Source organism: Ponticaulis koreensis DSM 19734, assembly GCF_000420665.1.
Lineage (GTDB): Bacteria > Pseudomonadota > Alphaproteobacteria > Caulobacterales > Hyphomonadaceae > Ponticaulis > Ponticaulis koreensis.
In genome coordinates, this window is sequence record NZ_ATVJ01000001.1 from 685,004 (window position 1) to 701,152 (window position 16,149).

A 16,149-nucleotide genomic window follows, 5' to 3' on the forward strand; every position below is an offset into this window, starting at 1 on the left:
TTATGTCTCCAATCACTCGATGATGAACCCGACCGGCGCGTCGAAGTTTTCACCTTCAACAGAAGCGCCAGGGACGGAGTAAACGTCGTTAAGTCGGCCAAGGAAGAAGCCCGCAGCCGGACCAGCCGTTGAATAACCTTCATCAGGCGTACGCAAGCGGTTCGGATCAGTCGGGTCGACCAGATAAGGCGTCACGATCACGACCAGTTCGGTCTCGTCATTCTGGAAGTCGCGCGAACGGAAGAGCGCGCCGAGAACCGGAATGTTGTTAATGCCAGGAAGCGAGTCCATGGACTGCTTGGTTTCTTCCTGAATGAGGCCCGCAATCACGGTTGAGCCACCGGATGGAAGCTCGACAGTTGTTTCCGCGCGGCGAACGCTAAGCGCTGGAATGTTGATCGTCTGGACTGTTGTGACATTGCCGTTCGCATCCGTACCGGCGACAGATTGCGGCGCAAACGCACCTTCCTGTGTCAGCTCAGAAACTTCTGTAGAAATGCGAAGCGAAATACGGCCCTCGGAGAGGACAACCGGTGTGAAGGCGAGGCCAACACCGAACGGTTTGAATTCGAGCTGTACGTTACCTGTTTCGTCCTGACCAACCGGAACCGGATACTCACCACCCGCAAGGAAGCGTGCAGATTCGCCGGAAATCGCAGTCAGGTTCGGCTCTGCCAGCGTACGCACGAGGCCAATACGCTCAAGCGCCTGAATGTTTGCACCAATAGAGTTCTGCAGAACTTCGGAGCCACGCGGGCCAACAAAATTTGCAAGGCTACCCGCCATCGCTAGACCGCCAAGCGCGCGACCGGCCACGTTAAACGCGTTGCTGGTAGAGGTAGACGAACCACCGGTGAAATAGCCGTCATAGACAGTATCGCCGATCGGGTTGCCTGCCGTATCAAGAATGAGATTGCCACTGCTATCGCGCAGCCATGTCTGAACCGGATCAACATAGTCGCCATAATTGTGCGTGCTGTTGAGGTTCACACCGATCTGGCGGGTCAGCGTGCGCTGCATCTCGACAATGCGGACCTGCAGCATAACCTGATCATTGGCGTCGATGTTAAGAAGGTTGATGACCTGGCCGCCGGTGTCACCAGACGACATCATCATGCCGCCCTCACCGCCTGCAGCCGCTGCACCGCCCGCTGGCGACTGAACGATAAAGTTCTGCGCAAGCTCAACAGCGCGCTGCGCCTCAGACAGGCTTGATACGCGGCCGGTCAGAATGATCGCGCCATTAGAGGCTTCAGCGGTGATCGCAGCGTTCGGAAGCAGTCGCGCATAAAGGTCAGCAAGACCGGAGAGGTCCTGCTCGACGCGGATTTGCAGGTCCAGAAGCTGGTTACCGTGAATATCAAAGAAGAAGGCGTTCGTTTCGCCTGTACTCACGCCGCGGAAAATCACACGCTGCGGTGTGCGCACCACTGCGTCAGCAATATCCGGATTTGTGATGATGACATCAGCGGCAGGGATGGACAGTTCCACAACAGACGATTTGTTCATCGGCAGGAGGAGATCACGCGTTACCGGATTAGCACCAGACTGCGAGATGTTTACCTGAACGACGTTTTGTGCCGCAGCGGGCGGCACAAGTGGAAGGCTGATGGCGATGAGGCCCGCGAGTGCAGGCCAGATAGACTTCCCGATCATTGAGAGCCCCCGATATTCATGTGCTCGGTATTGCCGCTTCGGTATATTCGGACACTGCCGGAGGCGTCCTCTGCGGCTTCGATATTACTGGTCGCGACCACGGTCTGGCCTGATCGCTGTGCTTCAGCGACACCGCGAAGGGTGAGCGAGATATCGCCCATACGGGTTGCCAGCATGAGGACCTCGGCGTGGCGCGGTTCAAGTTCGAGCGTTGCCGTCGTGCCGACCACAACGCTTTCATCTTCGGTTTCAGCAAAGTTCTGGTCGATCGCGAGGACGCGTACGTTCTGAAGAACAGTCTGCGTGGATGGGCGCTCTATAAGAATATCGCCTTCGGCGACCTCAATGTCGTAAGTCAGAATGACATCAACACGGTCATTCGGAAGAATAAAGCCACCGGCAGCTGTCTCGACCGAAATCTCAACAGCAACAGCGCGCATACCATCATTCAGGATCGCAGCCATAAAACCATTTTCACCCGGCCGAACGATTTTGCGCTCGATCATCGGCTCACCGGAGTAAATCGGTGTGCGCACTATAGAGCCTGCTAGCTCTGTAATTGCATCCGGCGACATTTCAGCGACGAAATATGTGTCGTTTAGGTGTGCTTCCGGCCAGTCCTGCCAGGTCAGATCGTTAGGTGCGATACGATGACCGAGTGGCATGTCACGTGATGCGATCAGGATTTGTGTCAGCGGAATTTGTGGCTCAGGCTCTGCCAGCTGTTCGACAACCTGCACAATCTGAGGCGGAGCTTCCTGCTGTCCCATCCCACGAACGAGCATTGCAGCGACGAGCGCAGCGCCGCCTGCCACAACCAAAATCAGAATTCGCATTAAGGACACAGAGACCACTCCTTACGGGCAATTTCCCGAAAACTTCACCAAAAAGAACACAATGCAGCTAAAGCATGGTTAACGAATTGAGCGCCGAGGCACTGAAAATTTGAAACAGAACCGGGCTGGCCGGGATTGCCCAGACGCCGCCGAATGCAATAGCTACGGCATATGGAATGCCAGGACCTTCGACGACGGACCGCTGCAGAAAGCCTGGAACCGCGTGAGACGGTACAAAACGGCGCGACATAAGAATCAGAATTGCAAGCAGACCGCCCGTGAGCGCGAGCCCATAGACAAAGGCCATAGCACCAGCCGGTCCGACCCAGACCATCACTGCGGGGATGAGTTTCGCGTCACCCCCACCGAACACACCGATCGAAAACAGGCCAAAGCAGATGAGGAGAGCAATAAAACCGGCAAGTATATGCCAGCCAATTGTTACCAGAGGCACGCCGAGAATTAACGATCCCACCGGAAAAAGAACTGCAAAAGCAATTGAGAGCCAGTTTGGAATGGTCATGTTCGCTACATCGTGCAGCGCACCAAAGATAAGTCCCGCAAGAAAAAGCGCGATTAATACCGAAGCCAACATGTCCTATCCCTGTCGTTTCAAAGAATAAGGTGACAAGAATTACTGAATGAATTGTTGAGGCTTTCATTCGAGTTCGCTGCGCCTCTTAGCCATGTTCAGTTTGGGCGGAATTGCGCGCAGCAAAAAACCGCCGGGCGAGATGCCCGACGGTTTCCTGTAAACCTGCGATACTCGCAAATTTGACTGGTTGGCTATTAAGCCATTTCAGCAGCAACTGTGCTGAATGTTGTACCAGCGTTTGTACCGAGAGCGGTAACGCCAGAAATAACAGCAACAGCGATGAGCGCAGCGATCAGGCCATACTCAATTGCAGTTGCACCAGATTTGTCTTTAAGAAAACGTACGATGTTTTTCATTTCTATCTCCCACATAGGCAAGGATGGCCCGTCAACGTGTTCGTCCCCGGGTCGAAAATCAGACTATGCGATTGAGATGAAAACCAAGTTCACCAGACCAGAAAGTTTAGAGGGGTCCGTTAAGCTTTTGGTTTACCATAAAAACGAGATGCCGAATGACCGCCTTTGCGATGCATCCCACTCATTCTGTTAGTATTCGGTCAATGCTCTCCGTTTATTCTCGCACGCGTGTAATGGGAGCAGTGCGTTATGAAGCACATTCTGATGACGATTTTACTCGGTGTTGCAGCGCCTCTGGCAATTGCAGGTGAAGGCGGCCCTGTTCAGCAGGTTATCGAAGCACCCCGACAGGAAGTCGGGCCGGTTATCGTTCAGCTTGAAGAATCCATTCCCCTGATCATGTCAGACAATATCGCTGGCATCTCCATCGGCACATCCCGCATTGCAGACGTGATCGTCCACGACCAGAACACACTGTTTGTCACAGGCAAGGCGTATGGTTCGACCAGCCTGCATGTCATCGATACGCTTGGTAATGTCGTTGTCGACACCACCATCCATGTTGTTGATGCCTCCCCGACACGCCTTCGCGTGAACCGCGCGGGTAGCGATTTCTCCATGGATTGCACCCCGAATTGTCAGGCCGCGCCAAACATTGGCGACAACGCTGATTACTATCAGTCGATCATCTCTCAGGCGCGCGACTCAAGTCAGTAATTTCGGGCTTTCCCGTAAATTTCATCAATCGACGAAACCCGGCGCAAAACAAGTTTTGCTAGGCTGAACGCTCAACGCCAGGAGGACGTTCAGTTGCGCGTAAGCGGGATACTTTCAAAGACAGGATCTAAAAGACTGGCGAATAGCACATTGCTACGCCGGTTTGCAGGTGATCGCTCAGGCGCGAACGCAGTCGAGTTCGCGCTCGTCGCCGCGCCATTCTTCGTGCTTCTCATCGGTCTGTTTGAAATCTGCATGATCTTCATCGCCATGACGACACTTGAGCATGGCGCAGCCGAAGCCGCGCGCCGCATCCGTACAGGTGAACTTCAACAATCCGGCGCAAGCGCGGACTCGTTCAAAGCACTCGTCTGCGACTCCACGTTTGGCATTCTCGATTGTGACGACCGCCTGAAAGTGGACGTGCGCGTGTTTGATGATTTCGGCGCAGCGCAAGGCAATGACCCGCTTCAGGATGGCGACGTGAATGACGATGATCTTCAGTTCGACGCCGGTCAGGGCAATGACATCGTGCTCGCCCGCGTCTTCTATGAATGGCAGATCATCACGCCGGTCATCGGCGCGCCTTTATCCAACATGGATGGTGACCGCCGCCTGCTTCAGGCCAGCGTCGCCTTCCGCAATGAGCCGTTCGGAGACTAGCCCATGAAAACGACCGGTTTCCTTTCCCGTCTGCGTAATTTCTGCCGCAATCGCGATGGTGTATCCGCTGTCGAGTTCGCGCTTATCCTGCCTGTCTTTGCGACGCTCTATTTCGGATCCATCGAGGTTTCATTCCTGATGGCCGTCGATCGCAAGGTGACGCATACAGCAAGTGCGCTTGGCGATCTGACTGCACGCGGTACAGTTCTCACACGCACAGAGGTGAACGATATCTTCGCCGCCTCACGTGCCCTCTTCCAGCCATATGACGGCACACAAGCACAAATGCGTGTGACCAGCATTCAGCGCATTAATGGCAAGAATGAAGTCATCTGGTCAGAAGCACAAAACATGACGGCTTATGCGCCAGGAACGAATGTCGATGTACCGAACAATCTTCTGCAGAACGGCGACAGCATCGTTATGGCCGAAGTGGCCTATAATTATAACTCGACACTCGGTTACTTCCTGCCATCGGCGCAGAACCTGAACGAGACGTTCTATCTGCGTCCGCGCCGTACGGATGTCGTCGAACTGGACGACGACTAGGCCTTAATCGTTCTGCTGGCCCTTCTTGTATTTCACGGTCAGCATGACGACGATACCAAACAGGAAAAGCACGCTGATCGTCGCCATGCCAATGCGCTGGGAATTAAACATGCGTGTAAAGGTTTCCACCAGAAGCGGGCCGAGCCAGACGGTGATCGTTCCCGCAATCGCGTAAAGTCCGAAAAATTCCCCGATCATCTTCTTCGGCGCCATAGCGACCAGCATGGAGCGCGAGGACGAGATACAGGCTGTTGCGAACACAGCAAGGAAACCGGCAACGCCAAGATATGCCCAGTCATGCAGATGTGAATATACTGGCCAGTCAACGATCTGACGGGACTCCATCAGGCCAAAGAAGATTGACTCTTCCGTAATGGAAATAAGACCGACCAGAATGATCACCAACGCGACGAGCTCGATCAGAAGGGCCTTTTTGACGCCAAGCAGACGATCCATCATGCCCCCCAAGAAGCCACCAAACGTGCCGAAAATGGATAACCAGATCGCATAACCGACCAGCTCCTGAAAATTCCAGTGCAGAGCACCGGCGACATAAACGGCGCCAAGCGCCAGAAGTGCTGCCATACCGTCTGCATAGATCATGCGGGCAATTAGAAACTTCATCGTCTCTTTGTAATGGCTTGCCCGTTTCAGCGTCTGAAACAGTCCCGCAAGGCCTTCTTTGGCGGCCTTTGACCAGCTCGCGCCCTTAGTGCCAGCATCTGGTGACCAGAGGAAAAACGGCATGACAAAGACGACAAGCCAGACTGCTGCCAGCGGGCCTGCAATACGGAACTGGTGCTGTTCAGACACATCAAAGCCGAAGATTGGCGCAGAAAACGGCCAGCCGAACTCACCCGGCATAGCGATCAGGAATACGATAAGCATCATGGCAATCGTGCCACCCAGATTGCCAAGCGCCAGACCATTGCCAGACACATTCGGAAGCAGCTCCGGACGCGCTGCGTCCTTCAGCATCGCGTTATGGGTGACCTCTGAATAGGTATAGCTGACGGCAGCCACGATCAGCGCCAGACCAACCGCCCAGTATGGCAGACCGGCCTCACCTGGCATTGTCCACCACAGGCTGAAGGACATGAGCGCCAATAGGCCCAGAAACACCATCATGATCGGCTTGCGACGCCCGCCCCGATCCAGCGTTGCGCCAAGAATAGGCGCTGTAATCGCCGCGGCAAATCCCGCCCATTTGGTAACGCCTGCCACAAAGGCCTGACCATATGCACTGGCCGCTTCGCCGGTCTGCGAGGTATCAAGACCGGCAAATTCACCGCGTGCAACGGCATCGGCCGCGACAATACCCGCAAGATAGGGTGCGAAAATGTAAATAATGACGAGAAGATAATAAGGATTGCGGGCAAACTCGAAGATGACCCAGCCCAGCGCAGGCTTATCCCAGACACCACCGCGATCTTCCGGCGCGACCGAACTTGGCAAATCGCCATCCACGGCAGCCGCCATTGCAGGGCGGACGCCCTCCTCTTTCATCTCGGTCATGTCTTCTCCCTCGGTAGCGGTTTTCCGCTTTTCGACAAGGAGACTACAAATTGTAAGGGATGACCAGAACTATATCGCTGTCCGATCAGGCCTCTATGTATTTGCGGCGGATCGTATCTGCCCGTTCTTCATTCACACCCAGAACTTCGGTCATGTAATTGCGCGGCGAGCCATGCGCATCGCTCATCACTTCCAGCGCATTCTCAAGGTAGACATTGCGCACCCCCATGAATGGCCGGAACACATCCGTTTCGTGATTGGTTCCAAGCATTTTGTTGAAGCGCTCGCTGGCCAGAGGCAGAAATTTCTCAATATCGACGGCGCGATTGGTGAGGTCATAATCCTCAAACATGTCGCGCTCGTTTACGCCGAACAGAATGTGGGTGAGCGCGCAGATAATGCCGGTCCGGTCCTTACCGGCTGCGCAATGAACCACTGACGCGCCATCAGCTTTTTCAATCCCGTCAAACCATTGTCGGAAGAGCTCGATATGATGATCCTTGAACGGCGCCTCACGATAATAGTTCGTCATATAGGTTTCGATGGAATCAGGCGTCACATTCTCCTGCGTAAGCGCAGCAACATGGGCCGGTGTTTCCTGACGTCCGCCTTCAGATGCAATCTGGATAACATGTTCAGCTGGCCATTTATTTGGCTGGCGGTCCCGCTCGTCCGGGCGTCGGAGATCTACGTGAAACCCCACATTCAGCCCGTTCAGAAAGGCAAGATCGTCATCAGTTGCTTCATTATAATGGCCTGAGCGAAACAGCAGACCGGAACGCACACGCCCTGTCGGGGTGTCATACCCGCCAAAGTCACGAAAATTGCGAACACCTTCGAGCGGCTTTACACGGTCCTGCATGATCTCTCCCCTGATCTGTCGTTTCTAATAGACACCTAGATCAGTCGTGGGCCTTCGGTAACCCCCAAGAAGACCTTCAATTGCTTCGGCGATGTCCAGAAGACGCGCATCAGAGTTTTGCGGGCCAATAATCTGAATGCCGACAGGCAGTCCTGACGGTGTGCGACCTGCCGGAATCGAAACAGCCGGAAGGTGGAGCGCCGACGCGAGCGAAATCCAGTTCAGATGCGTCGCATAAGGATGCGACTTCCCATCAAAAGTGATGAAGCGCTCCAGAACCGTGCCCCGGGTATTGTGCGGAATAGCAGGCGTTGCTGAAATCGGCATGATGAGCGCGTCATAGGTTTTAAAGAAATCGCGCAAGATACGCTTCAGTGCTGCACGGCGACCATCAATCTGCATCCACTCATGATGGGACAGCGTGGCTTTGACCGCCCAGTTGCCATCTGTGAAGGGCGATTTCTCATACTTCTGGAGGCGTTTCAGGATCGGGCGAAGCAGCTTCAGGCCCACCGAACGAAGTTGAGGCATATCCATCGCGACAACCGGAATGAGCAGCCCAAGGTAAACATCCATCAGCTCTTTAGGGTCCACGTCAGGCTTCACGCGCACAACTTCGGCCTCAGAGGCTTCAAGCTCGCGGACCGCGCTGGAAATCACCTCCTGCACCGCAGTCGATAGCGGCCATTCTTCCTGCTCAGCCCAGACGGCGAGGCGCTTGTTTTCAAGCGATAGCGCAAATCCGCTCTGCGTGGCAGTGGCCCCTGCCTGAATAACAGAGCGCATAATTTTCAGGTCGCGTACCGTGCGCGCCATCGGCCCGACGACATTGAGGTCCACCTCACCTGCATATTCAGGCGAAGGCGGCACATGGCCATGCTGGGACACGAGGCCGAATGTCGGCTTTAATGCGCAAACACCGGTAAAGTGAGACGGGATGCGCAACGATCCGCCAATGTCAGAACCAATCTCGATAGGGGTGATACCAGCAGCCAGCGCGGCAGCAGATCCGCCAGATGACCCGCCTGGTGTTACATCCAGATTGTAGGGATTGTTCGTCTGCCCAAAGAGCCGGTTAAACGACTGCCACTCGCCGGCAAGATACGGCACGTTCGTCTTGCCCCAGATCAGGCCGCCAGACGCTTTGACCCGCATAACGACATTTGCGTCTTCAACAGGGCGTGCTCGGTTTGCAAATTCGGGTGCACCGGCGGTCGCCGGCATGTTATCGACATCAAACGTGTCTTTGATCGTCATCGGCAGGCCGTGCAGAGGGCCCAGAATTTTGCCGTCCGCACGCATCCGGTCCAGAGCATTGGCGTGCTGACGCGCGCGTTCCAGATCGGTCTTGATGACAGCGTTGATGGTTTTGTTAACGCGATTGAACTGATCAACATGCAGATTAAGGAGCTCGACGCTCGTAATCGTACCGAGGTTCAGCGCCTCCATCTGGCGCCATGCCGGCTGGAAGCAGATATCACTCACAGGCCGAGAACATCTTTCATGGAATACCAGCCTGCCGGTTGGTCCGCGCCCCATTTAGCAGCTTTCAGTGCGCCGCGGGCAAAGACATTCCGGTTCAGCGCAGAGTGGGCCAGCGTAAGCGTTTCTTCTTCAGAGCCGAAGCTTACTTCATGCTCGCCAATCACGCCGCCCGAACGGCGCACAGAAAAGCCGATCCTCCCTACAGGACGCTCGCCAGTAATGCCGTCATAAGGCGCAAGGCGCACATCTTTCAGATCAACATCGCGGCCATCAGCAGCCGCTTCGCCGAGCAGAAGCGCAGTTCCGGACGGCGCATCAACCTTGTGACGGTGATGGGTTTCGAGAATTTCAATATCCCAGTCTTCACCGAGAGATTTCGCCGCGCGCTCGACAAGCGCTGCGAGCATATTCACGCCAAGCGAATAATTCCCCGAATAGATGATAGCGTAGCGATCAGAATACCCCTGTAAGGCGGTAATTTCCTCATCCGACATGCCGGTTGTGCCAACGACGACACAACGGACACAAGTGCCCTTAAGCGCTTCCATCGCGGCAAGTGTCGCTTTCGGGCGGGTGAAATCGATAAAACAGCTGGCATCGCCTGCGGCCGCATTCACGTCAGTTGTCAACGCAACGCCGGTTTTGCCCTTGCCCAGAAGCTCACCAATATCCACACCAAGATCGTGGAATGCAGGCGCTTCGGTCGCACCAACCAGCTTCAGAGACGGATCATCAATCGTAAGCGTAGAAAGCGCGCGGCCCATGCGGCCAGCGGCGCCAGATACAGCGATATGTACAGGGGCAATTTCAGACATGGCGCTATAGAAGCCCAGCCTCAGCGCAAGTCAATCAGACGTTTGATCAAAACAGCTTCGTCTCGAAGGCACGCTTCAGTGAGCCGAACAAACCGTACTGGCTCGCCCACGCTTTGATTTCAGCAGATTCTTTCTTGCGCAGGCGTTCTTGCTCTTCGGAAAAGCTCTCAAGGTCAGCCGTTACCGAGCGGATATCAATGCTCGCCAGATGTTTGGTCTGGAAGCGCTCGATGAGGTCACGTTCAGCGTCGGAAAAGTCGTTATCCTGCTGGAAGATAACATTCGACATATCAATCAGGCGGGCACGGTCCTGCGGATCGGTAATGTCCGGCCAGACGCTCGATAGCTCGACCGGCTGATCGACTTCACTGTGGAGCAGAGTGCGATCTTCAACGCTCAGGCCCTGATGATTGTCGATGATTTCATGGAGTGTGGATTTCTCATCCGGATGCAGCTCGTGATCAGCCCATGCCAGCGCGATCAGGCCCCGATAAAGTGCCAGCTTGCTCGTGTTTTGGTTCTGAATAGCAGTATCAGCCACGGTCCCACTCCTGATGTCTGGTCAGGATTTTAGGCTGAGAAACTTAATGTCCGGAGAATCGGACTGATGGAAATGACCGGATCGGCAGTCCCATCAGCCCTAAATTCAAGCCTTCAGGGCTTAGTCTTCTACGAAGACAAAGCCATCATCGCTCGTTTCAATGTGGCCAATGCCCGGGAACGGGAAGTGATAGGCGAAAATGGTTTCACCGGTCTCGGCCAGCTCTGCGAGCAGCGCCTCACGGCTTTCACGCGCAACCGGTTCGTTCATATCAAACGCAATCGTCCACCCCGGGTGGCCAACGGACAGCACGAAATGGTGCATGGAATCGCCAACATAGAGTAGCGTTTCGTCACCGGACGCAATGCGGAAACCGGAATGGCCCGGTGTGTGGCCATGCGTATCGAGCGAGGTAATGCCCGGCAGAATGTCTACTGTGCCTGCCTCGAAGGTTTCAACCATCGGAGACACCGCCGCAACAATTGCCGCCTGTTCTTCATTCGTCTGCATGAAGTTCCACTCTTCGACAGACATACGAACTGTCGCGTTCGGGAAGGCTGGCTCCCCCTCTGAGGTGATCAGACCGCCGACATGGTCAAAGTGCGAGTGAGAGATGAAAATATCTGTGATATCAGCTGGATCGACGCCGGACTCAGAAAGCGACGTCATCAGACCGCCAGCTGGCGGACCACCAGTACCCGTGTCAAACAGGATTGTGCCATCAAGCAGCATTGGATGGAGAGAGAGACTAAGCGTATCGCTTTCAAGGCCAGCATCATCGAGCGCTTCAACCACATCTTCCAGAGGCTGCGCGCCGAATGGCGACTGATCGACCGGCATTGTGAACTGACCGTCTGTCAGCGCGAGCGCATTGATCTCGCCAATATCAAACGCGAGCACGTCCTCTGGCATGACCTCCGGCGCTTCTGCGTCTGCCGCTGCTGGCTCGGCAGCAGGTTCAGCTGCAACAACGGCTTCCGGCGCAGCTGGCGCCGTCTCTTCGCCTGCACACGCCACAACGGAAAGTGCCAGCGCGCTGACAGATAGTTTGGAGAGAAGGTTCATCTGATGCCCCCTTAGGCTTTGAACGACGTAGAAATCTAGTCAGACAAACGCCTCAACGCCAAGCGGGTTCATTTGAATTTTTCGCGAATGCAAAACGAAAGGGCAGCGCAAAACGGCTGCCCTCCTGGCTGACATTCTAACGGGCTTCGTCAGCGTCCGTAAGATCGTCCCAGAACCGTTTGACCTTGCCGAGGAAGCCATTGCTCTCAGGGTTACAGTCTTCACCGGATTCATCGCAGAACTCGCGCATGAGTTCTTTCTGACGCGATGTCAGCTTTTGCGGTGTTTCCACGAACAGCTCGACGTAGAGGTCACCGCGCGGGCCACCACGTAGTGAAGTCATGCCCTTACCGCGCAGGCGCATACGGCGGCCTGTCTGGGCGCCTTCCGGGATGGTGATGCGTGTCCGGCCACCCTCCACGGTCGGGATTTCAATATCGCCGCCAAGCGCCGCAGTGACCATTGTCACCGGTGCGCGGCAATAAAGGTTCGGTCCGTCACGTTCGAAGATTTCATGGTCAAGCACTTCTACAAAGATGTAGAGATCGCCCGGCACGAGGCCCGGTCCACCCGGATCACCCTCGCCGGAGAGGCGGATACGCTGACCGCTTTCAATTCCGGCTGGAATGTTGATGGAAAGCGTCCGCTCTGTCTGAACATAACCCTGGCCTGCACATTGGCGGCACGGATCTTTAATCACTGTGCCACGGCCTGCACATTTCGGGCAGCCACGTTCCATTGTGAAAAAGCCTTGCTGCACACGGACGCGGCCACGTCCATGACAGGTCGTGCAGGTTTCAGGCTGTGTACCCGGCTCTGCGCCTTGGCCGTCACAACGGTCACACGCTTCCTTGCCCGGCAACGTAATTTCCATATCTCGGCCGTTAAAGGCATCTTCCAATAAAATTTCAAGATCGTAGCGTAGGTCCTGCCCACGCGCCTGAGCACGTCCGCCGCCGCGGCTACCGCCGAAGAATTCAGAGAAAATATCACCGAAAATGTCGCCCGGATCGACACCCTGACCAAACGGGTTGCCACCGCCGCCGCCCTGTTCAAAGGCAGCTTTACCATAACGGTCATAGGCTGCGCGCTTATCGCCATCAGACAAGATGGAATAAGCTTCGCCCGCCTCCTTGAACTTCGCTTCAGCTTCAGGATCATCCGGATTGCGGTCCGGGTGATATTTCATGGCCAGCTTGCGATAGGCGCTCTTGATCTGCTTTTCGTCGGCATCCTTGGCTACGCCGAGAATGTCATAATAACTCCGGTCAGACATTGGTCATTCCCTGATGGAAACGAGGCCGATCAGTCGGTACGGCTCGTATCGTAATAAGTCTCACATCCCTCGACGACCGTACGAAATTGCGTGTCGCCGGAGTCGCGCGCTTCTGTCAGCGCTGCGATGTAGAGTTCGAGTTGATTCTCGAAATAAATCTCATTTGCCGCGATACCCTGCGTCTGAAACCAGTCCGAAGCCTGAACATATTTCGCGTGCTGCGAAATCATCATGCCGGGCCAGCCGCGCGCGAGATCGAGGGCCGCCGAACACAGGGCGGCATCATCTGCGTCCAGCGATCGCTGAGCCATCGCTGGCTGGAAAAATGACAAGGCCAGCACCGGAACAATGAAGGTCATATGTTTCAGGCTGGCCATGTCGTTTTCCTATTTAGCGTCAGCTAAGGCAGGTTAGGCAGACTTCTTGTCGTCGCCGACATCTTCGAAGTCAGCGTCGATGACATCGTCATCTGCCGCATCGCTTGCTGCGTCTGCAGCCGCTGCCGCTTCACCCTCAGACTGTTGCTGAGCGTAAATCGCTTCACCGAGCTTCATGCTTGCCTGCATCAGCGCCTGAGTTTTAGCCTGGATGTCTTCCAGATCTTCGCTCTCAGCAGCTTTCGTCAGGTCGGCCATAGCGGCTTCGATGTCGCTCTTAATAGACGCGTCTACCTTATCGCCATGCTCAGCGAGCTGCTTCTCGGTAGAGTGGACCATCGCTTCAGCGTTGTTTTTCGCTTCGACGAGTTCACGACGTTGCTTGTCCGCGTCAGCGTTTGCTTCCGCGTCCTTCATCATCTGGTTGATCTCGTCGTCAGAGAGGCCGCCATTCGCCTGAATGGTGATCTTCTGCTCTTTGTTGGTCGCTTTGTCCTTCGCAGACACGTTCACGATGCCGTTGGCGTCAATGTCGAACGTAACCTCGATCTGTGGCATACCGCGCGGTGCTGGCGGGATACCTTCAAGGTTGAACTGGCCGAGCATTTTGTTGTCGGCAGCCATTTCACGCTCCCCCTGGAAGACGCGGATCGTCACAGCTGGCTGGTTGTCGTCGGCTGTAGAGAAGACCTGAGACTTCTTCGTCGGGATTGTCGTGTTACGGTCGATCAGACGTGTGAAGACACCGCCGAGTGTTTCGATACCGAGAGACAGAGGTGTAACGTCGAGAAGAACAACGTCTTTCACATCGCCCTGCAGAACGCCCGCCTGAATTGCCGCACCAAGCGCAACAACTTCGTCCGGGTTCACACCTTTGTGCGGCTCGCGACCGAAGAATTTCTTCACCGCTTCCTGAACCGCAGGCATACGCGTCATACCGCCAACGAGAACCACATCGTCGATTTCGCCAGCAGATTTGCCTGCGTCCGCAAGCGCTTTCTTACATGGCTCGATCGTGCGCTTCACGAGGTCTTCAACCAGGCTCTCAAACTTCGCGCGGGAGAGTTTGATGTTGAGGTGCTTAGGACCTGTTGCGTCAGCCGTGATGAACGGAAGGTTCACTTCATACTGAGACGCAGAAGACAGCTCTTTTTTGGCTTTCTCAGCTTCGTCTTTCAGACGCTGGAGCGCCATTTTGTCAGCTTTCAGGTCGATGCCGTTCTCTTTTTTGAACTCATCAGCCAGATAGTCGACGATACGAATGTCGAAGTCTTCACCGCCAAGGAAGGTGTCGCCGTTTGTAGACAGAACTTCAAACACGCCGTCACCGATCTCGAGGATGGATACGTCGAATGTACCACCACCAAGGTCATAAACTGCAATCGTTTTGTTTTCAGACGCTTTGTCGAGGCCGTAAGCCAGCGCAGCGGCTGTCGGCTCGTTGATGATGCGCAGAACTTCAAGACCGGCAATTTTACCAGCGTCTTTCGTCGCCTGACGCTGAGCGTCATTAAAGTAAGCAGGAACCGTGATCACGGCCTGCGTAACTTTCTCACCGAGATAAGCTTCTGCTGTCTCTTTCATCTTTGTCAGAATGAAAGACGACACTTCCTGCGGGGAGTAGTCTTTGTCGCGACCTTTAACCCATGCGTCGCCGCTTGGGCCTTTTGTGATCTCGTAAGGAACGAGCTTTTTGTCTTTCTCAACAGTCGGATCGCCGTATGCACGACCGATCAGACGTTTGATCGCAAAGAAGGTCTGCTCAGGGTTGGTGACGGCCTGGCGCCGTGCAGGCATGCCGATCAGACGTTCACCACCTTCAGCGAAAGCAACAACGGATGGCGTTGTGCGTGCACCTTCAGCGTTTTCGATTACCTTGGCATCCTTGCCGTCCATAACGGCGACACAGGAGTTTGTCGTACCAAGGTCGATACCAATAATTTTTCCCATTATACAATCCTCTGGTTAGCCGTCATCCGGCCTGTTGGATGGCCTGCAAGCAGCGCCTAAGCCCGATGACTCTACGGATACGTGAAGAGCGAACTCCTCAGGCTTCTGGCTGGATATGGGAAAAGATTCGAAAGGCTCAAGGCGTCAATGCATTTTGACCTCGCGAAATTGTGAAATTTCCGAGTGACGGCTCGGTAGAGCGCTCTATCTTTATGAATAGCGATAAAAATCAGCGGAAAATCCATGGAAATCCGGCCAAACGGAACACAATTTTTTTCACAACACGTGAGCACAGAGGATCAGAATCTGCTGCTGGAAGACATCCGTGCCCGGATTCCTGAAGCCCCGCTTTACACACCTACAATGCCTCGTACGGGAAAATCCATGTCTGTGCGCATGACAAATTTCGGCGCTGCAGGCTGGATGAGTGACACCAAAGGCTATCGCTATCAGCCCACCCACCCTGAAACCGGCAGTCCATGGCCGGATATTCCGCAAAGCATTCTTGATATCTGGACAGGCTTGTTACCCGATGCCCCCCTGCCAGATGTTTGCCTCTGCAATTATTATCCGGCGGACGCCAAAATGGGTCTGCATCAGGACAGAGACGAACAGGACCTGACAATTCCGGTCCTGTCTATCTCTCTGGGAGACACCGCCCTCTTCCGCCTTGGCCAGACAACGCGCGGCGGCAAAACACAGTCCTTCAAGCTACGCTCCGGCGATGTGATGATCCTTCGAGGGTCAGATCGCCTCGCCTATCATGGCATAGACCGGATTTACCCCGGCACCTCGTCGCTTCTTAAGCAGGGCGGGCGGATCAATCTCACACTAAGAAAAGCTTTATAGCTGGTATCGCAATTATCACTTTGAGAATTATTCTCAACTAAC

17 protein-coding genes are annotated in these 16,149 nt (G+C 54.8%); 4 read left to right on the forward strand and 13 right to left on the reverse strand.

Features of this window, described 5'->3' with window-relative positions:
- Positions 1–12: 12 nt before the first annotated feature.
- The 4 genes from G523_RS0103680 to G523_RS20595 all read right to left on the reverse strand — a co-directional run bounded on the left by G523_RS0103680 (position 13) and on the right by G523_RS20595 (position 3,443).
- Positions 13–1,656, reverse strand: a complete 1,644-nt coding sequence (locus tag G523_RS0103680; RefSeq protein WP_022693677.1) for a type II and III secretion system protein family protein — start codon at positions 1,654–1,656, stop codon at positions 13–15.
- Positions 1,653–2,492: a Flp pilus assembly protein CpaB gene (cpaB, locus tag G523_RS0103685; protein WP_022693678.1), complete on the reverse strand. Its 840-nt coding sequence runs from the start codon at positions 2,490–2,492 to the stop codon at positions 1,653–1,655. The genes G523_RS0103680 and cpaB overlap by 4 nt, the downstream gene beginning before the upstream one ends.
- Positions 2,493–2,559: 67 nt before the next feature.
- Complete coding sequence (locus G523_RS17815) at positions 2,560–3,087, reverse strand: A24 family peptidase (RefSeq protein ID WP_022693679.1); 528 nt, start codon at positions 3,085–3,087, stop codon at positions 2,560–2,562.
- 194 nt (positions 3,088–3,281) lie between these two features.
- Positions 3,282–3,443 carry a Flp family type IVb pilin gene (locus tag G523_RS20595; RefSeq protein ID WP_022693680.1) on the reverse strand — a complete coding sequence of 54 codons (162 nt, stop codon included), beginning with the start codon at positions 3,441–3,443 and terminating at the stop codon, positions 3,282–3,284.
- A 249-nt stretch (positions 3,444–3,692) separates the two neighbouring features.
- Between G523_RS20595 and G523_RS0103700 the strand changes: the two genes are divergently transcribed.
- The 3 genes from G523_RS0103700 (at position 3,693) to G523_RS0103710 (ending at position 5,372) form a co-directional block, all read left to right on the forward strand.
- A complete protein-coding gene (locus G523_RS0103700) occupies positions 3,693–4,160 on the forward strand; it encodes a pilus assembly protein N-terminal domain-containing protein (RefSeq protein ID WP_022693681.1) in 468 nt (155 codons plus the stop codon).
- Positions 4,161–4,310: 150 nt separating this feature from the next.
- A complete protein-coding gene (locus tag G523_RS0103705; protein ID WP_022693682.1) occupies positions 4,311–4,823 on the forward strand; it encodes a TadE/TadG family type IV pilus assembly protein in 513 nt (170 codons plus the stop codon).
- 3 nt (positions 4,824–4,826) lie between these two features.
- A complete protein-coding gene (locus G523_RS0103710) occupies positions 4,827–5,372 on the forward strand; it encodes a TadE/TadG family type IV pilus assembly protein (RefSeq protein ID WP_022693683.1) in 546 nt (181 codons plus the stop codon).
- Between the two features lie 3 nt (positions 5,373–5,375).
- Here the strand turns inward: G523_RS0103710 and G523_RS17820 are convergent, their stop codons facing one another.
- The 9 genes from G523_RS17820 to dnaK all read right to left on the reverse strand — a co-directional run bounded on the left by G523_RS17820 (position 5,376) and on the right by dnaK (position 15,258).
- Positions 5,376–6,887, reverse strand: a complete 1,512-nt coding sequence (locus G523_RS17820; protein ID WP_022693684.1) for an MFS transporter — start codon at positions 6,885–6,887, stop codon at positions 5,376–5,378.
- Positions 6,888–6,972: 85 nt separating this feature from the next.
- Positions 6,973–7,749 (reverse strand): tyrosine-protein phosphatase, encoded by a 777-nt coding sequence (locus G523_RS0103720; protein WP_022693685.1) that lies wholly within the window; start codon positions 7,747–7,749, stop codon positions 6,973–6,975.
- Between the two features lie 24 nt (positions 7,750–7,773).
- On the reverse strand, positions 7,774–9,234 hold the full coding sequence (locus G523_RS20085; protein ID WP_022693686.1) for an amidase family protein: 1,461 nt from the start codon (positions 9,232–9,234) through the stop codon (positions 7,774–7,776).
- A complete protein-coding gene (gene dapB, locus G523_RS0103730) occupies positions 9,231–10,049 on the reverse strand; it encodes a 4-hydroxy-tetrahydrodipicolinate reductase (protein ID WP_022693687.1) in 819 nt (272 codons plus the stop codon). The genes G523_RS20085 and dapB overlap by 4 nt, the downstream gene beginning before the upstream one ends.
- Before the next feature lie 46 nt (positions 10,050–10,095).
- On the reverse strand, positions 10,096–10,590 hold the full coding sequence (locus G523_RS0103735; protein WP_022693688.1) for a tellurite resistance TerB family protein: 495 nt from the start codon (positions 10,588–10,590) through the stop codon (positions 10,096–10,098).
- 120 nt (positions 10,591–10,710) lie between these two features.
- On the reverse strand, positions 10,711–11,655 hold the full coding sequence (locus tag G523_RS0103740; RefSeq protein ID WP_027441427.1) for an MBL fold metallo-hydrolase: 945 nt from the start codon (positions 11,653–11,655) through the stop codon (positions 10,711–10,713).
- Positions 11,656–11,791: 136 nt separating this feature from the next.
- Positions 11,792–12,931, reverse strand: coding sequence for a molecular chaperone DnaJ (gene dnaJ / locus G523_RS0103745; RefSeq protein ID WP_022693689.1), 1,140 nt, complete (start codon positions 12,929–12,931; stop codon positions 11,792–11,794).
- 29 nt (positions 12,932–12,960) lie between these two features.
- On the reverse strand, positions 12,961–13,308 hold the full coding sequence (locus G523_RS0103750; RefSeq protein WP_022693690.1) for a hypothetical protein: 348 nt from the start codon (positions 13,306–13,308) through the stop codon (positions 12,961–12,963).
- A 33-nt stretch (positions 13,309–13,341) separates the two neighbouring features.
- Entirely contained in the window at positions 13,342–15,258 is a 1,917-nt protein-coding gene (gene dnaK, locus G523_RS0103755) for a molecular chaperone DnaK (protein ID WP_022693691.1), read from the reverse strand.
- Between the two features lie 243 nt (positions 15,259–15,501).
- Here dnaK and G523_RS0103760 point away from each other — a divergent pair, with 243 nt between their 5' ends.
- On the forward strand, positions 15,502–16,107 hold the full coding sequence (locus tag G523_RS0103760) for an alpha-ketoglutarate-dependent dioxygenase AlkB (RefSeq protein ID WP_022693692.1): 606 nt from the start codon (positions 15,502–15,504) through the stop codon (positions 16,105–16,107).
- Positions 16,108–16,149 lie beyond the last annotated feature (42 nt).